Source organism: Vibrio rumoiensis, assembly GCF_002218045.2.
Taxonomy (GTDB): Bacteria; Pseudomonadota; Gammaproteobacteria; order Enterobacterales; family Vibrionaceae; genus Vibrio; species Vibrio rumoiensis.
Map to the genome: position 1 here is coordinate 37,251 of NZ_AP018688.1, position 17,828 is coordinate 55,078.

Below are 17,828 nucleotides of genomic sequence, written 5' to 3' on the forward strand. Positions count from 1 at the left end.
CCTTTCTCGAATCTTCAGATCGTCCAAATCCACACCTTTTTCCAGCAGCTCAACTAACCATTTAGGGGTTCTAGGGATTTTCCCCTCTAAAAAGACATAATCCTCTGTAGACCACACCAATAAATGGCTGCGGAGGTGGTTTACTTTCAGCTTGGAGCCTAATCATCCACTATCGGCCTTGTTATTTCGCCAATATTGGGCAATTTCCCAGTATTAGTGAAGTTATACGTTCCGCTTAAGTTGATATTTTGCCACGCAACGGGCGAAACAGCACGAGTGATACCCGCTTTCTCTTCATCTCCTCTCGCTTCAAAGTGTCCCAGCAGATGACTCAGTATCGCGGAGTTGAAGTAGATGATCGCGTTGGCAAGCAATCTTGCACATTCATTCCAGATAGCGATTTCACTCTCGTTTTTGCCTCGGAACTGATCGCCATTCACCGACGCAATAGCCCGTCTCAGGAAGTGCCACGCTTCTCCCCGGTTAAGGGCACGCTGAACGTACTGCCGCAAACTGGCATTGTCTATGTAATCCAGTAAATATTGCGCTTTGACCAGTCGATTATACTCCGTCAGCGCCTGTAATGTCGGGTGCCCCGAAGGATAACCAGACAACTTTCTTACCAGCATTGCCTGTGTCGTTCGCTTTGTCTGAAGTGACAGAACAATGCGCCTAATATCCTGCCATCCCGTTTCGATGACATTCGTCCTGATGGGCTTTTTCAGGGCAAGGTTGGTGCCGCCGTGTTCATTTTCAGTTACGTCAAACAGATCATTGATGACACTACTGAACTGCGCGTATCGCGGTGCAAAACTGTAACCGCATAGATCCAGTAAGGCGAAGTTAACATGATTGACACCGTGTGTATCTGTCGAGAGTACGTCAGGTTTGATTTCACTGCTGTTGGATTGTAACAGGTCATAAATATAGTGTGATTCGTGCTCGTTGGAACCGATGATCCGAGCATTGAGGGCGCTGTGGTTGGCCACCAGTGTCATGGCCGTGATCCCTTTGTTGGTGCCGAAATACTTAGAGGAGTACCGGGTTTTAAAGGTTTCCAGATGGGTTTCGAATTTCTGACCATCCGCACTGGCATGCAGCTGGTCCTCCTGAATATGGTAGTGGCGGAAGATGGGTAGCGCTGCAACCGCATTATTGATCACGTCGCTGGCGTCATGCAGCGTTTCAGGCCGGATATAGTTGGCCTGCACCGTACTCAGGTGTTCATAGCTTCGATCGGAGATCTGCGCCATGCCATACACACCACGGTGAGTGGCGTTGGCAATCAGAATGGCCAGTAAATCATCCTGATGAGTGAACCCTTGTTTTTGTATCGGAAGTACATGAGTCAGACATTTCATGAACCCGGTTTCGCGCTCTACATACCGCAGTACATCCGCGATACCGACCGGTTGCATTCGCTTAAAAAAGGGATTGTTGACCAGAGATGTAGCGCTTTTGGTCGGCAGACGCCAGCGGGTACCGGTACGATTTTTCATGATCACATTTCGATTGTCTCCCTCATCAATATGGAGAGCAACGTCTTTGAGTGCACTTTCCAGCCGGTGTTGTTTCTCCTGTAACAATAACTCTGCGGGCTGTTTTAGTCTGTCCAGTGTTGATGAGGCCAGCAAGGTATCCTGCGATGTCTGGGGGATCAGGTCGTCTTCCAGTGCGCGGTATTTGGTAACATTTGGCAAATAAATGCGTCCATTCAGTCGTGAGGTTAACTGCCGGTAGAGCAGCCATTCGTAACGTTGCGGGTTAACGTTATCCTGTTTAACCAACCATGGGAGGTGCTTTTTCGGGATGAGCGACGTATCCATCGTCTTCAGTGGTCCACCGAATGCGATTTCCGTCTGCATCTGTTGAAGTTGGGCGACGACGGCTTCTGAGCCTTTACCGGCCTCACATTCAAGGCACAAGAACACCTGCCTTAACAGTTGCTCCAGGAGATTGCATTGTTCATCGTAATGTTGCCACTGGTACTCTTCCACGGTCCGTTTCTGTTTTTTCAGGTAAAGGCAGAGGGTCTGGATATCCCTGTCATTCATGACCTTCAATGCCTGTTGTCTGACTACTGAGAAGGGTTGATTATCATCAATGTTCTCATCCACAAACAGATGCAGTAACTCTGCCGCTTTCGTGACATTGTCCGCGGCTGACTGCCAGGACAGGAACACTGCTTGTTGTGCAAAGGTGTTGGCAGCTTCTTGTTGCTTGCGGATATGGTAAATGAACCCATCAGTTAACCGTTCCAGTGCCAGTTGTATCCGCTCTGTCAGGTGACATAGCAACCATAGATGCTGCTGTGCGCGTTTGAATCGTTTGAGTTTACTACCGTAATAGTTGATGAGCTCACCGAAGTGTTGTCGATTTTTAAGAGACAGATTAAGCCCATCGATAACGCCATTGATTTGCGTGCGCCATGGCGCTAACTGATGATAAAGGGCAAGCTCTTTTTTAAGTTCAGGTACGGTCAGACTTTTTGCACCGCCTCTGAGCTGGTTCAGGCTTAGTCCGTCATCAATGGCTGTTATGCTGTCCAGAAAGACGTGAAGTTCAGGACTGGTGAGTTGATTAAGTTGGTGCGCCAGGTCTTTTCTGACCTGCTGCATCGCTCTGCTTATCAGTCTCTGGAGTACGGTGTACCTAGGGATAGCAATGCTGTGACTGGTTAGGAATTCAATAGCAGTATCAAAGAGGTAACGCGGCTCCAGCCAGGCATTGCCCACCTGAACAAGGTGGTCGAAAAGAGAATTGAAGTGCTGACTTTCGTCCCATTTGTGATAACCAGCAAGGTCTAATACTTTTGCGTAGAGTCGATCTTTTTGTTTTTGTGAGGGAGTGAATGGTCTGAGCCCCTTGCCGCCAAGCAGCTCTTTACTGATGAACATTAAATCCTTAGAAACCTGCGAGTAAGCGATATCTAGGATGACGGGCTTTGATTTGAAGTATCCCAAAATCGCGACAAAGTAACATCTATGAGCTCTGAGACGAATTGACCGAAAAACTGCCAATTCCGCATCGTTCAGAGAAAAGTACAGACGTTGTTCTTCGATTGAAAAAATGGGTGGGGAATAAAGATTTGCCTGTTCTGCTCTCGTGAGAATAGTAATTTCGTTTTTGATGGCCATATCAGGGCTGTTCCGTATTAAATGTACGATATTTACCTAATTTGCCACACTTATAAGTAGTAACCCACCTCCGCAGCCATTTATTGGTGTGGTCTACAGAGAATTATGTCTTTTTAGAGGGGAAAATCCCTAGAACCCCAACATGGCGAATTTTAGATTCTGCGATTTCATGCATCATGTGTGGTATTGCATTGAAGCTGGCAGCACCTTTGTTAAGCCAATACATATAGAGCGTCGCGATGAAGCTGCATTTCTATTAACTAAATTGCTCCTGTTAGATTGGACACTGAGTTTCCATACCAGAAGTTATTCGTCCTTTGCTAATTTAAGTAAATACTCTAAACCATTTCTGTCCGTGCGACCTGAAGTCGTATGAAGCGTTGTTCACCGCTTTATGAGTGAACCGTCTGTATCACCAGATGAACCTACGAGCCTGAATAAAGCAGCGGCTCGGACAATGTAACGAAACTTGGCAGTTGGGCTGAGTGGGAAAAGAATCGTGAGAGGACGTTCCTCCTGAAAACCACAATTCGGGTAAGTGCTAGGTAGTCAGTATGATGAACATATGTGAATCCATTCAAGGTGCGTTATATGATGAAGCAGCGGAAGTGGTTATTACGCTGTAGCCAAAAGGCAATGAGAGTTGGAAAGAGGTTGGACAGTACTTTTTCGTGGTCACTGCACTCTCCGCACTTATATGGACTCCTCGTTTTAATCAATGCCTTTAAAATATGACGATAGTTGCGCACTTATATACGGGCTCTTTTTGGATAGCTATTCCTGCCCTTTGATGTGTTCGCCCCAATGGTTCAAGTCTATAGTGCAGTATCCGAATACTTTAGTGCGGAGCTGAATTCCATTGGTTTTCTTATCGCTTTATTTTATGCAAGCCATTGAATTAAAATTTTATTTAACGATAATTACGCTTGAATCGGCAATGGTTGGTAGTCACTATCACTTTTTATGAGTGCAACGGCTGTTCTAACAGTTTTATTTGCCATAGCTATTGCGGCTATTTTCTTACCACGCCGCTCTACGATAGATTTTAGCCATCGTTCTTTCTCTGTTGTTGGAGCACGAAGTGTTACTTTGTACACTATGGACATTGCTCCTTGATACAAGAGACTTCTCAAGCGCTTATCTGCACAACTTTTAGAAATATGCCCAATCCGTTCTTTACCACCTGTAGAGTGTTGTTTCGGTGTTAATCCAATACAAGCAGATGCATCCCTACTGTGTGTAAATTCTTTACCGTCACCTAAACGTATCATTAGACCTAACGCTACAATTGGGCCGACACCCTCCAGTTTACTCAGCTTTTGGCAAATTTTGTTTTGTTTGATGTGTTCTGCAATCAAACAGTCGTAGTATTCTATTTGTTCTGTTTGCATCGCTAGGATATCAGCTTGTGAAGCTAGTACCTGGCGTAAACTATCAGGCAAGCCATTTTCGGCATCTTCTAATATTTCTGGGATCCGTTTTACTAAAGGGGCTATTCCTTTAGGCAACACGATGCCATATTCGTTTAGGAACCCACGCATCTGATTACTGAGAGCTGTTCGCTGTGCTAATTGTAATGCTCGAGCTCGATCTAAGCACTGCAACCCTTGCTCATCTTCAGACATCAAATTACAACTGAATATATGAGGGAGAAGAGCAGCAACACCTACTGCATAAGCATCGTTCTTATCCGTCTTTTGCTTAAGTTGTAGCCCTTTAACTGATCGAGGTTGGATGATTTTTACCTCATGGCCGTTTCCTTTGGCTAAGCGGGCCCAATAGTGAGCACCACCACAAGCTTCCATGGCTACCAAGGAAAACCTCTTCTTTCCAGTTAGCAGTTTAATCAAACTGTTACGACTAATAGCTTTGTTTAAAAGAACTTCACCGTTGTTTCTCATATAGCAAACTTGAAATGAGTTTTTCGCTAAGTCGATTGCAAGTAAAAGATTGTCTTCCATATCTGCTCTCCACAGTTTTATCAGATGTATCTGTACCGTACTCCCTGGGGGGAGAGGAGTCCATACATCTATAGTGGGCATCTACCCTGATATTGCGCGACATGCGGAACACGGTAAGCCAGTATCGTTCCTTCGGGAAAGCTGTCTGTGAAGAGAGCCGATAGCGGTGCTGGTAAAGGAGGTTGGAAAAAGCGAATGCTGCATTGTAATGATGCAGATACAGACGAATGTCTGACACGAAAGTGTGCCCACTTCCAACTGGTCTCCCATTGCAAGATGATTTGGAAAACTTTATTTAAGAAGGAACGCAGATGATCTCTTCTCATGAAGTGAGTGCCCCTTCTGGCAGCGCCCAATGGCAATCCATCGACTGGAAAGCGGTTGAGCGTCATGTGTTAAGGCTCCAGATGCGCATTGCAAAAGCAATCCGAGAAGGTAAACACGGTAAGGCAAAAGCACTACAGTGGATACTGACTCACTCGAAAGCAGCAAAACTTCTCGCTGTTCGTCGAGTATCACAAAACAAAGGCAGTAAAACGCCAGGAATTGACGGCGACATCTGGAACACCGATGCACGTCGAATGGCGGCAGTCAGCTTACTGAGCAGAAAAGGCTATCGAGCCAAACCGCTCAGAAGAATCTATATCCCAAAGAAAAACGGCAAGCTTAGACCATTAGGTATCCCGTGTATGATAGACCGAGCGCAACAAGCGTTACACCTTCTCGCACTAGAACCTATATCTGAAACAATTGCCGACCCTAACAGCTATGGGTTTAGACCCAATCGAAGCGCAGCCGATGCAATACAGCAGTGCTTCAAATGCCTATGCAAAAAGGGAGCAGCACAATGGGTTCTTGAGGGGGATATCAAAGCTTGTTTTGACAAGATAGGTCACCAGTGGCTACTTGATAATATCCCGACAGACAAAAGGATGCTCAAGCAATGGCTGGGATGTGGCTATATAGACAAGGGGCTGTTCTACAAAACGGCAGAGGGAACACCACAAGGCGGGATAATTTCACCCACCCTGATGTTACTTACTCTTGTCGGACTAGAAAAGTTAACTAAGTCTATCGCTCGCAAAACAGGCAGCAGAGTCAACTTTATAGGTTATGCTGACGACTTTGTTATCACTGGGTCTTCAAAGGAAGTTTTTGTGAATGACATTAAGCCGCAACTGATGACTTTCTTACAAGAAAGAGGTTTAACGCTTTCTGAAGAGAAAACGCATGTGACTCATATTAATGATGGCTTTGACTTTCTTGGCTTTAACGCCAGAAAGTACAAAGGAAAACTGCTCATTAAACCGAGCAAGTCCAACGTATTATCATTCTTACGAAACATGCGTGACGTCATCAGAAAACACGCAACAATCCCAGTAGCCGATCTCATCAAGATGATGAATCCAAAACTACGAGGATGGGCGAATTACTATCGCCATTGTGTTGCTAAACAAACCTTCGGCTATGTTGGCCATCAGGTGTTTCTAGCGTTATGGCGATGGTCAGTCAGGCGTCACCCAAACAAGGGGCGTAAATGGATCGCACACAAGTACTTTCTAAACTATCAAGGGCAATGGATTTTCCATGGCTGGTTTAAAAAGGATGGGCTGTATGGCGTGATCCGACTGTTTCAAATCGGTCAAGTGCCAATCAAGCGACATGTAAAAATCATGAGTCAAGCGAACCCGTTCGATCCTTTTTGGGAAGGTTTTCTCAATGAACGTAAGGTGAAAAATACAGGTCGTAACTCATGGTTTGAACCTGTTGCAACAGCTTTGTGAATTGCTGGGTAACACTAACGCCTTAGTGGAGGCTTGAGCCGTATGCAGTGAAAGTTGCACGTACGGTTCTCAGGAGGGCGGCATCTGGTAACAGGTGTCGCCTATCCGACATTTCCGAGTTACGATACTGATTTTCAGTGTGTGATCACCAAGCGATTCTGTCGTACCTCACACCTATGAAACCGGATTGTCAGCATCGGGTTTTAATTGAGGCATTTATCTGGTTAGCTAAGTGTGTGTCCTTTTGACATAGCTACCGGAGGAAATAAGATTGCCACGCAAAACCCTCTTCACGTTATCTGAACGTGAAACATTAACGGCATTTCCTCAAGAGCATCATGATCTTGTCCGACACTACCTATTTAACGATGCCGACCTTGCCCTTATTAACCAAAGGAGAGGGAAACACAATAGACTTGGGTTTGCTATTCAGCTTTGCTACTTGCGATATCCCGGAAAACCCATTCCTCCAGATGAAGAACCTCCAGCCCACCTGCTGTCTTTCGTAAGTGAACAACTCGGTGTACCAATAACACATTGGAAGAGGTATGCGATAAGAAAGACGACCCGCAGGGAACATCTCACTGAGCTGATGAACTGGTTAGGGATGGCCTCTTTTACTCTGTCCCATTTTCGTTTGTCCGTACAATATTTACTAAAGACTTCGGTCCAAACCGAATCAGGTATGGTGCTTGCCAAAACGTTGTTGGATTATCTACGCACCCAAAAGGTAGTTATTCCTGGCATGGAGGTATTGGAAAGGATATGCGCGGAAGCGATCACTCTCGGAACGAAGAGAGTATATCGTGCACTGACATCGGAATTGTCTGAAGGTCAAAAAGAGCAGTTGGATCGACTTCTACTGATGCGGAACCAGCAAAGCCAGACGTTTATTAACTGGTTACGGCAGCCACATGGTTTTCCCAATGCAAAGCACGTTCTAAAACATATAGAGAGAATTGAATATATTCAGGCACTATCTCTGCCTGATGGTCTGGAAAAAATGGTTCATCAAAATAGGCTCAGAAAAATAGCCCGTGAAGGTGGTCAAATGACACCACAACATCTCAGGGATTTCGAACCGTTAAGACGACACGCAACACTGGCGGCTGTGGTACTTGATACAAGAGCCACTTTGATTGATGAACTCATAGATATGCATGACCGAATCATGGCTAGTAAAGAGAATGTTGCCAGACGAAAACATGCTGAACAGTTTCAAAGCTCAGGCAAGCAAATTAATGAGCAACTAAAGGTACTGTCACAGGCCGGACGCCTTATTCAGAAAGCCAGAGAATCAAAAAGTGATCCATTTGATGCTATTGAAACCTCCATTGGCTGGCAGGTCTTTCTTGATAGTATCAAAAGCGCAGAGCAACTTAGCCAACCAGAGTTTGATCATCTTACGCTCATTATTGATGCGTATCCTCAGTTACGCCGTTACACTCCGGCGTTTCTTGATGCACTGGAATTAAAGGCGGCTCCAGTCAGCCAGTCTCTGCTTGATGCGGTTAATGTCCTTCGTAAACTGAACCTGACCAAAGCGCGTAAGTTACCCGAAGACGTACCGACTGACTTTATTCGAAAACGATGGGCCTCCCTTGTCTTTACTGAGGAAGAAATCAATAAAAAGTATTATGAACTTTGTGTCCTTTCAGAACTGAAAAATGCGCTTCGTTCGGGTGACATATGGGTTCGTCATTCCCGACAGTTTATGGACTTTGAAGATTACCTGCTTCCTCTCGACAAATATCGCGCACTGTTTAGCCAACAAGAGTTAGGGCTGGATATTGAAACTGACGGTGAGTTATTCCTTGAACAGAAAAAGAACCAGCTAGTCACCGCATTGAAACGAGTCGAACTCCATGCTGCTGACAACAACCTTCCCGGTACGATAGTGACTGCCAGCGGAATGCGCATTACACCGTTGACGAACTCTGTTCCAGATGAGGCTGAGAAGTTGATTAGGAAGGTATCAGCACTTATGCCTAAAGTGAAAATAACTGAACTTCTTCTGGAGGTAGACAGATGGACAGATTTCTCACGCCATTTTACTCATTTGAAAGGGGGACAACCCGCATCTGACCGAGTAATGTTAATGACTGCTGTTCTTGCAGACGGAATCAACTTAGGTCTGACAAAAATGGCCTCATCCTGCCCTGGTACTTCTTACGCTAAACTCTCTTGGTTACAGGCCTGGCATGTTCGAGACGATACTTACAGTAAAGCATTGGCTGAGCTGACAAATGCACAGCATCAACATCATTTTTCTCAATGGTGGGGTGATGGTACGACATCCTCTTCGGATGGGCAGCGATTTAATGCGGGAGGTCGGGGAGAATCCAAGGGACACTTTAATGCTAAATATGGCTCAGAGCCGGGAAGTATTTTTTATACTCACATTTCAGACCACTATGCGCCGTTTCATACCCGGATCATCAACTCCCCTGCGAGAGATGCCACCTATGTACTGGATGGCCTTCTTAACCATGAATCTGAACTCAACATTGAAGAACATTATACGGATACCGCTGGATTCACTGATCATGTATTTGCACTCATGCCAATATTGGGATTCAAATTTGCTCCACGAATACGTGATCTTTCAGATAAGCGTCTGTATATAGCCGGTAACAAATCGGATTATCCGACATTAGGAGGGCTAATTGGTGGGGATGTGAACTTTGATTATATCGCCTTGCATTGGGACGATATCCTCAGATTATCTGCATCAATCGGAAAGGGAGTGGTCACAGCTTCTCTGATGCTGAGAAAGCTCGGTAGCTATCCCCGTCAAAACGGATTGGCACTGGCATTGCGGGAGTTAGGGCGTATAGAACGCACTTTATTTACTCTGGAGTGGATGCAAGATATTAATCTTAGACGTCGAGTTCAGGCTGGCCTTAATAAAGGTGAAGCGAAAAATGCTCTTTCTCGGGCAGTTTTCTTTAACCGATTGGGGGAATTAAGAGACCGGAGCTTTGAAAACCAACGTTACCGCGCCAGTGGGCTTAATCTGGTTGTTGCTGCAATTATTTTATGGAATACAGAGTACATCAGTCAGGCATTAGAAACACTCCGCAGCCGTGGGGAAATCATCGATGATGCATTGCTTAGCCACTTATCTCCTTTAGGGTGGGAACATATAAATTTAACGGGAGATTACATATGGCCAGAACTGGATAATTAATCGTTTAAAGTCATTATGTTATGCTCTTAGCGTACAATATTTTCCGAATCGTCGTGTGACCCCAAATAGAAGGCATCCCACAGGATGTCGAAACGACAAATTTTGTCATACAGACTATAAAATGCTTGGTCTGGCTCCTGCTTTGAGCGCAGGTAAAGTTTTCGCTGAAATTCTCGAACTTTATTTGAAGTGCTAGCCATTCGGCAATCTCCTGCTGAAATTTCTTTAAAAACGTCATTTATGTTTGGGCCCCTTCCCTAGATGAGGTTATGTTGTCCTCATCATCTTTGGTACTATGGGCTCATCCGACTGCCTATTGTGTATACACTGAGAATTTCGAGGTCCCCTCTTATATCTCTGCGCTGGGGCGCGACTCCCACAGCAATAGGCTCTCCCACGTTTACTCAACATCCCTCAATGCATGCCATCTTGTATTACACCGGGAAACCACACAGTTGCCTTCGCTAGTTGCTTCAATGTATGTGGCAGGGTTCGTATACTCAGAGCGACTCCCCATTTCCACTTGCGTGACGATGCTTAACCAAGTTCGCTTAATGCTACGGCCTACATTGCGTCTCAACGATTTCTCGTCTTTGTCACTGGGCTTCATATCATGCTGTTGCCATCATGTATGCCAGTCAGACTTCTAGGTGAACTAGCAATTTCCTAGGTAGGGACTTTGCACCCTACTGGACTTAACCCATTGTTTAGGTTAACGTTCTGGGCTTATTATGCCATTTAATCGCTTGGCTGCGTCTCTTGCCCAGAGCAGTGTTGAGCACCTCGTGGCGCTCCCGAGATTCCGCAGCCAATTTAGGAATAAACTGCTTCATACAGAACACCAAGAAGCTTAAGCAGCCGAGTCTGATGCTCTTGAACACCCGTTATGAAGCTTTGGCCGCCAAATTCGAGTGTATCGATACCTTCGAATTTTAAGAATACCCAACGTGCCGTCGGTTTAGTTGTCGTCTTGTTCTTTACCATGCTAGGAAAGAATTCCTCGGTCTTAGTGAGACTCTCTCGGATTTTGTGCTCTAAGCTTGCGTAGACGAGTAGGCTCAGCGTCATGATCATCAGTAGTGCCTCGATTCGCTGAGGTTTCTTCAGGAAAATTGATGATGTTAAGAACTCAGGGCTTTTCAAAAAGCGAAAGCCGCGCTCGACCTTTTGCTGAGACTTGTAATGTTCAAGCAATGCAACCATTGTTAGGTCGGTGTTGTCAGTATCGTTGGTGGCGAGAATAAACATACCTACTTTAAGCTTGGCCAGTTTCACCTTTTCTAGATCGGTATAAGGCGTAGCATCTATCAAATAGTGGTATCCCGTCGGCTTTTCATCTTTCTTCGGCCGACCACGACCTGAATAAATTGGCTCTTTAACGATGGTTGATTGAGCGAAGCCAAGCAAATGACACTGGTTGGCGAAGTCGCTCATTGCTTGCTCGGCATCCACTGCGCAAGCAAACTGCTTTTTCTTTAGTTGTCCCAGCGCTTTCAGCTCTTTGGTGATATTTTTGTCTAAGTTCTTATAAAACGTTACGGGGTCTGAAGCCCAATGGAACGAAAACGTACTATAAGGACTTCCTCCCGATGTCAATGGGTGCTCTGAACGCAATCACAATGAAGATTAAGATGCAGTACTATAAGCGGTCATACTGGAATATTCTGTTCCGGACCAAAATGAAAGACGCTCGCAAGGTAACTATTCACCCACGAGCTATTGACGACGGTTTACGCTAAAAATACTGGCGCCTGATAATCAACTTTCAACATGTGATGTTCGACGATTTCACGCAGCCATTTATAAGCAGAGACCTGCTGAAGTTTGGCTGTTTCTATCAGCGAGAACATTCGTTCGCGGAACGGGTCGCCTCGATATGAGCGAGTCACGTAACAACACTTCCTCATCAGTATGTAATTACGGAGAACTCGCTCCGCTGCGTTGTTTGTTAACGGGCACTCGGAGTCGTCCATAAACCGCCAGACCATGGCATCATCAGCGATGAGGTTTCGACATCTACCTCGATATCGTTTTGAGCATTGATAACTACCCAATTTGAGCCAATGAAGCCAGCTCTTTCGTAATCGCCTGAGTCGGCGGTAATATTGGCTTTCGGTAATTTTTTCTTCGATATATCGGTGATGACACCTGAATACGCTATGAGCGATTAAAGCGAGTTTTTCTCCGATTTTTTGGTTTTCAGGACAAACGCTCTCCTCGATAGCGATGACGTTCCTTAATATGTGAGCCCAGCATAATTGGCGCTTAGATTCGTCGATATATTTGTAGGCAGAATATTGGTCAGTCATTAAAAGGTGTGAAACCGCTTCACCAAGTAGTCGTTTGGCAGCATGTTGGTTTCTTCCACTGTTAATTTGGAAAAAGGCTACGTCATTGCTGAGTGCGGCCCACATCCAGCGTTTATCATTATTGCGCTGATGCGAAGTCTCATCAGCCATAATCAGTTTAGATGCTTTGACTGTTTCATGAATTTGAGTATGAGTATCGGCTAAGTATTCAGTGACTCGTCCTTGCGCCGCTGATATTGCACCTGTTGAGAAGTTAAGCTGGAAGACGTCTTTCAACATAGATTGTATTTTACCTATGCTTTGGTGGTGCTGCGTCGCCTGGATTGCGATAAAACTATGTAGATTTGGCCCCATTTGAACATCGGGCACAGACTCTGGAAGCTCCGCTTGGTGTTTATCACCACACCATGCGCACTCGCCTTTAAAGATTTGATGTTCAACAAGCGTGTATGAGATATCTGGCAAGTCAAAGATTTGGTGTCGTTTATAAGGTTTTCGATTTGGAATAACACACCCACCGCAGTGGCATATCTTATTCGGTAAGTATTGCTCAACCGAGGCACTGTCTTCAACAGGGTGAAGCAGTCGGCGATGGCCTTTATGACCTGGTTGAGCTCCTTGCTTTTTTCCAGATTTCTTCCGATTTGGCGAAGTATTCTTAGCTTTATTATGCAGGGGTTGTTGAGATGATGGCACAGAAGAGTTTCGACTATTTTGATTTAGTCGGTCTTCAAGCTCTGCCAGCTTATTCCATAAAAAGTGGATGATGTCTTTCGCCTCTTCAGGCGAATCGAAATCTGGCGGTGGAGGTAATGTTTTCTTATTCATACCTCCAGATTGCCACCACAAAAAGATCACTCAAGTTGGATGTGGGATCAAGTTAACTCAGTCACATAAATTTGCTGTCAATAGCTCCTGGGTGAATAGTTACCTTTTCTTTACGTGTCCTTTCTGTATGACGTGCGTGAAAGCCATCACAGTCCATATTCGTATGTCCCTGTAATATCAGACCAATCTATCGCTAGTATTGAAACGGTATGGCATGCTTTTAATCGAAGACACTAAAACCAAATGGGCGTTTTTCCAGAAACACCATTGGGTATCTCCAGAATTTTCCCGCACTCCCGTACTTGAGTCGTGGGAGCGTTGCATAAAGCAATGCAGTCCTTACACCTGGTCAAAGCCACATATTGCCTCTGGATTTACCTTCTCATCTCTGATGAAACGCAACGAGCACCTCATCGAATGCGCCACGACCGTACTTGAAGACACTTACGACATGCTAGGAGACGAAGACCTGCTATTGATGGTAACTGACGGCAACGGCTGCGTTCTTTCCGTTGTGGGACATCACTCTATGCAGCAAGAGATGCAGGCGCTCGGCATTAAACAAGGCTGTTTTCTATCTGAAGGAAAAATTGGCACAAATGCGGTCAATCTCTGTATTAGTACTCATATCCCGAGTGAAGTTTTCGCAGCAGAACATTTCAATCGCCACTTACATTCTTATGCCTCTGTAGCAGCACCTGTTTTCGACCAATTTGGCAAGTTACGCGGCACAACATGCCTTCTCAAAAAAGCAGAGAGCTATAAGAAAGAAAACTTAGTCATCATCGCGTCGAGCGCGAAAGAAGTCAGTTTGCAAATCCATATTCAGTCGGAACAAGAAAACATTAACCGCCTCACTTGTGCGCACAACGCAACGTTAGAATGCATGGATGATGGCCTTCTGGCCTGGGATGAAGAAAGCCGTATTACCATGGTAAATCATCAATCAGAGCGTTTGTTAAACATTGAAGCCAGTCAGATTTTGGATAAAGAAGTCTTTTCTGTTTTACGTTTCCCGCCGAATGTCCTCAATAGTCTTGAGTCGGGTGCAAGCATCAACCGCAAGCTCACAACGGTAGAGGTTCGTGGCGAGTTTGTTGAAGCGATCATTACCTTGCGTCCACTCAACGACGGCACGCACTTATTGTTTTTGCACCCCATCGATAAAATTCGCGAACTTGCTCAACAACAAATAGGTGGCAGTGCGCGCTATACATTCAGCACTTTGCCTGTTATTTCACGAAAAATGAAGCACGTCATTACCGTGGCAAAACGGGCCATAAAGTCCAAATCACCGATTCTAATTACAGGTGAAGAAGGTGTAGGAAAAGCCACTCTCGCCATGGCGATTCATAACGAAAGCACCTACAAAGAAGGGCCGATCATTACGCTCAACTGCCGCTCCATCAATACAGAGCAACTGGTCAAAGAAACCCTGGGATACGACGAGGGGCAAGGCATGCCCTCTAAGTTTGAACTCGCCCATGGCGGCACGCTCTTTTTGGAAAAGGTGGAATATCTGTCACCCGATTTACAAGCCGTGCTACTTAAGTTGTTAAAAACTGGGCTCGTCAGCCGCAGCGACAGTTTGCGATTGATCCCCGTAGACTTTCAACTTATTACGAGCACCGCTTCAGAGATCAGCGAGTATGTCACTCAGCGCTCATTTGGTCGGCAACTTTATTATGAAATCTCCTCGAACGAACTGCATATTCCGCCACTACGAAAGCGTAAAGAAGACATTGAATTTCTCGTCCAGCAGCTTATCAGCCATTATGAACGCCGCCACAATGTGACGATCTCGATAGAGCCAGTCGCACTGGAAGCGTTGATGAATTTTCGTTGGTCAGGCAACAACTCTGAATTAAGAAACCGAACTGAGCGAATTTTGCTGAACCGCAGTTCCAACTTAATCAAGCTGAACGATATTCCTGAAGACATTAAACTGAATTCTCGCCATACCGCAGAAAATACGCCAGTAATCACGTTAGAAGAAGCCGAGAGAAGAGCTATCGTTCAGGCTTGGAATCAGTGTGATGGCAAAATGCATGATATGGCGAAAGCATTGCAAATTGGCCGCACGACCTTATGGAGAAAAATTAATAAGTTTGGGCTGCAGGAGCAAATGAAGCTGTATTAAGCCAAGAAGTGGCGTTCCTACAAAAGTAAAACCGGCGTAAGCACGCCGGTATACATGTACTAACGATAAAGGTATCGATTAAACATCGACAGACAACTGACGAATCTGCGCTTTTAGTCCCGGTAGCATACTCGAACTGGCGCTGAATTTTCGTAACCCAACACGAAGTAATGTTTCTGTGGCATTTGGATCACCAGCCATCTCACCGCACATACTGACCGGTATGCCCGCGCGATCGCCTGCTGCACAAGTGAGTTCAATGGCTTTTAGTACCGATGGTTCAAAGTAGTTCACCAATTCAGCAACGGCAGCGTTGCCTCGATCGGCTGCCATAACATATTGAGTCAAATCATTGGTGCCAATAGAGAAAAAGTCGACTTCTTGTGCTAACGCATCTGCATTTAATACCGCGGCGGGTACCTCAATCATAATACCGACAGGCAAATGAGTCGCATCCAAGCCGAGTTGGTTTGCTTGATGTGCCAACAGCGCTTTTACTTTTCTCACTTCTTCAACCTGAGCCACCATCGGTATCATCAATTGAATATTCGGTTGCTCGTGAAAGGCTCTCAGAATGGCTCGAAGTTGGGCGGTAAACAATGACTCATGTTGAAGGCACAACCGCACCCCTCTCAGACCTAAAAATGGATTATCTTCCGCTGGCATAGGGTAAGCGACTAAAGGCTTATCACCGCCAACATCTAGACTACGAATCGTAAGTGGCTTATCACCAAGTGCGGCGGCAATATCACGATACACTTGGTATTGCGCTTCCTCAGTCGGCAACTCATCACTGTTTTGAAATAGAAACTCAGTCCGGAATAGACCAACGCCCTCAGCTCCTGATGTTAGTGCATCATCAATATCTTTCGGTCCACCAATATTGGCGAATACTGGAATATGGACACCATCACAGGTGACTGCGGCTTGCTGAGCACTCGCTAGTGCACTTTGTCGTGAGTTTTGCCACTCAATTTGCTGAGCTTCTAATTCCTGCTGTACGGCATCTGAAGGAGAGAACCATAAATGCCCTCGAAAGCCATCAATAGTCACCACTTGACCAGCACGCACAGCATCAAGGCAGCCCTGAGCTTTAACGATGGCAGGAATCCCCATCGCACGAGCAAGAATCGCACTGTGAGAGGTTTTCCCTCCCTCACTCAAACAGATACCAAGCACTTTCGATTTATCAAGCCCGGCCACATCAGAAGGCATCAGATCGCGGGCCAACAAAATACTCGGTTCCTTAATGTCGATGGCATTAGGCGTTACACCTGTCATTTCAACCATAACCTGGCGTGCGATATCATGCACATCAGCTTCGCGTTCCCGCATGTACTGGCTTTCAGCCTGGCGAAACTCGTCGGCTAACGTTTGCAGTGATTCTATCCAAGCTTGCTCGGCTATCATGCCCGTTTGAATTCGCGACTCAACCGATGCCCATAATTCTGGGTCACTGAGCATCATGCTATGAGCAGAAAATATTTCCCCTTTCGGCTGCTTCGCTTGCTCCTGCAAATGTTGAACAACCACGCCTATCGCATGCTTAACCCGTTCAATTTCATCTTGTTCACTTTGGAAATCACGTTCAGGCACAACTGGCATTTCATGAGTAAAAAGGACAACTGGAGCAGTAGCGATACCGTCATTGACTCGAAGACCAACAACAGCACCTTCAATCTGATTAGGGACCATGTCATCGAGCAAAGTATCCGTGCTCTCTTCAGATTCGATAATGCCTTGCTCAACCGCCTCTTTTTCTCCGAAGTGCTCACTAGCTAAGGCTTCAAATTCCTTGATTGCTTCACTGGATTGAGAGCCGAGTGCGCACAGCGTGATCGTCTCTTGGCTACGAACGCCAAGTTTCGCAATGCTGTTTAAGCTTTTCGCGTTTACACGGCGCTCGCCTTTTTTCAACCATAATTGGCAGTCAAAAGGCGCGAGTGCACCAACAATGGCCGCAGCGGGACGAGCATGTAATCCATTCGGATTTTGCACTACCCAATCAAATGTCCGTTCTTGCTCAAAGTTCTCTGATACTGGCGCTATCTCAGCGGATGTTAGTAGCTGATCACCAAGGTGCTCCCGTTTTACGCTTAACGCATTCTGTGCCTCTTCGACTACCGTCGATAAAGGTAGCCCGGCAGCAGCAGCCACCGACGCCGCCATGGTCCCTTCAACAATGGGGGCCGAGATAAGGGTGACATTTTCCCTCACATGATCATCAATCAGATCCAGAGCCATTTCCGTGCTAAGCAACGCGCTGCCAAGATCCATCAACACAACAACCCCTTGTTGATCATGTACCTGCTCAATCGCTTCCATCACGGCTATGGCATCGGTTCCGATCGGGTTCTCTGGATCATCAATCCCAGCCGCAATCGCAAGCTTGGCTTTGCCTTGCGTCATTTGGGTGGCAAGTTCGGCCACCCCTTCTGCAAGGCGACGACTATGAGATACAACTACAATTCCCACCATC

General features: G+C 45.8%; 7 protein-coding genes and 1 pseudogene. 3 read left to right on the top strand and 5 right to left on the bottom strand.

Translation table 11 applies throughout. The features are described from left to right. Positions 1 to 158: 158 nt before the first annotated feature. Positions 159 to 3,137, bottom strand: a complete 2,979-nt coding sequence (locus VRUMOI_RS18915; protein WP_014979375.1) for a Tn3-like element ISShfr9 family transposase — start codon at positions 3,135 to 3,137, stop codon at positions 159 to 161. 920 nt (positions 3,138 to 4,057) lie between these two features. Next, positions 4,058 to 5,098, bottom strand: a complete 1,041-nt coding sequence (locus VRUMOI_RS18925) for an IS110 family RNA-guided transposase (protein WP_089139185.1) — start codon at positions 5,096 to 5,098, stop codon at positions 4,058 to 4,060. Between the two features lie 311 nt (positions 5,099 to 5,409). On the opposite strand from VRUMOI_RS18925, the gene ltrA reads away from it, so the two are divergent. Together ltrA and VRUMOI_RS18935 are read left to right on the top strand one after the other, a co-directional pair. Then, positions 5,410 to 6,882, top strand: a complete 1,473-nt coding sequence (ltrA, locus tag VRUMOI_RS18930) for a group II intron reverse transcriptase/maturase (RefSeq protein WP_089139186.1) — start codon at positions 5,410 to 5,412, stop codon at positions 6,880 to 6,882. A 271-nt stretch (positions 6,883 to 7,153) separates the two neighbouring features. Further along, a complete protein-coding gene (locus VRUMOI_RS18935) occupies positions 7,154 to 10,072 on the top strand; it encodes a Tn3 family transposase (protein ID WP_089139187.1) in 2,919 nt (972 codons plus the stop codon). A gap of 813 nt (positions 10,073 to 10,885) precedes the next feature. Here VRUMOI_RS18935 and VRUMOI_RS18945 read toward each other — a convergent pair. Together VRUMOI_RS18945 and tnpC are read right to left on the bottom strand one after the other, a co-directional pair. Next, positions 10,886 to 11,617 (bottom strand): annotated as a pseudogene (locus VRUMOI_RS18945) (IS1634 family transposase); the annotation flags it as partial. 185 nt (positions 11,618 to 11,802) lie between these two features. Continuing rightward, on the bottom strand, positions 11,803 to 13,209 hold the full coding sequence (tnpC, locus tag VRUMOI_RS18950) for an IS66 family transposase (protein WP_089139189.1): 1,407 nt from the start codon (positions 13,207 to 13,209) through the stop codon (positions 11,803 to 11,805). A 214-nt stretch (positions 13,210 to 13,423) separates the two neighbouring features. On the opposite strand from tnpC, the gene dhaR reads away from it, so the two are divergent. Continuing rightward, positions 13,424 to 15,349, top strand: coding sequence for a dihydroxyacetone kinase operon transcriptional regulator DhaR (gene dhaR / locus VRUMOI_RS18955; protein WP_089139190.1), 1,926 nt, complete (start codon positions 13,424 to 13,426; stop codon positions 15,347 to 15,349). Positions 15,350 to 15,427: 78 nt separating this feature from the next. On the opposite strand, the gene ptsP is transcribed toward dhaR, so the two are convergent. Beyond that, complete coding sequence (gene ptsP, locus VRUMOI_RS18960) at positions 15,428 to 17,827, bottom strand: phosphoenolpyruvate--protein phosphotransferase (protein ID WP_089139191.1); 2,400 nt, start codon at positions 17,825 to 17,827, stop codon at positions 15,428 to 15,430. Position 17,828 lies beyond the last annotated feature (1 nt).

Bases quoted from the DNA above. Each gene is read 5' to 3' on its own strand.
- VRUMOI_RS18915 (WP_014979375.1), bottom strand. From the start codon at position 3,137: ATGGCCATCAAAAACGAAATTACTATTCTCACGAGAGCAGAACAGGCA.
- VRUMOI_RS18925 (WP_089139185.1), bottom strand. From the start codon at position 5,098: ATGGAAGACAATCTTTTACTTGCAATCGACTTAGCGAAAAACTCATTT.
- ltrA (WP_089139186.1), top strand. From the start codon at position 5,410: ATGATCTCTTCTCATGAAGTGAGTGCCCCTTCTGGCAGCGCCCAATGG.
- tnpC (WP_089139189.1), bottom strand. From the start codon at position 13,209: ATGAATAAGAAAACATTACCTCCACCGCCAGATTTCGATTCGCCTGAA.
- dhaR (WP_089139190.1), top strand. From the start codon at position 13,424: ATGCTTTTAATCGAAGACACTAAAACCAAATGGGCGTTTTTCCAGAAA.
- ptsP (WP_089139191.1), bottom strand. From the start codon at position 17,827: ATGGTGGGAATTGTAGTTGTATCTCATAGTCGTCGCCTTGCAGAAGGG.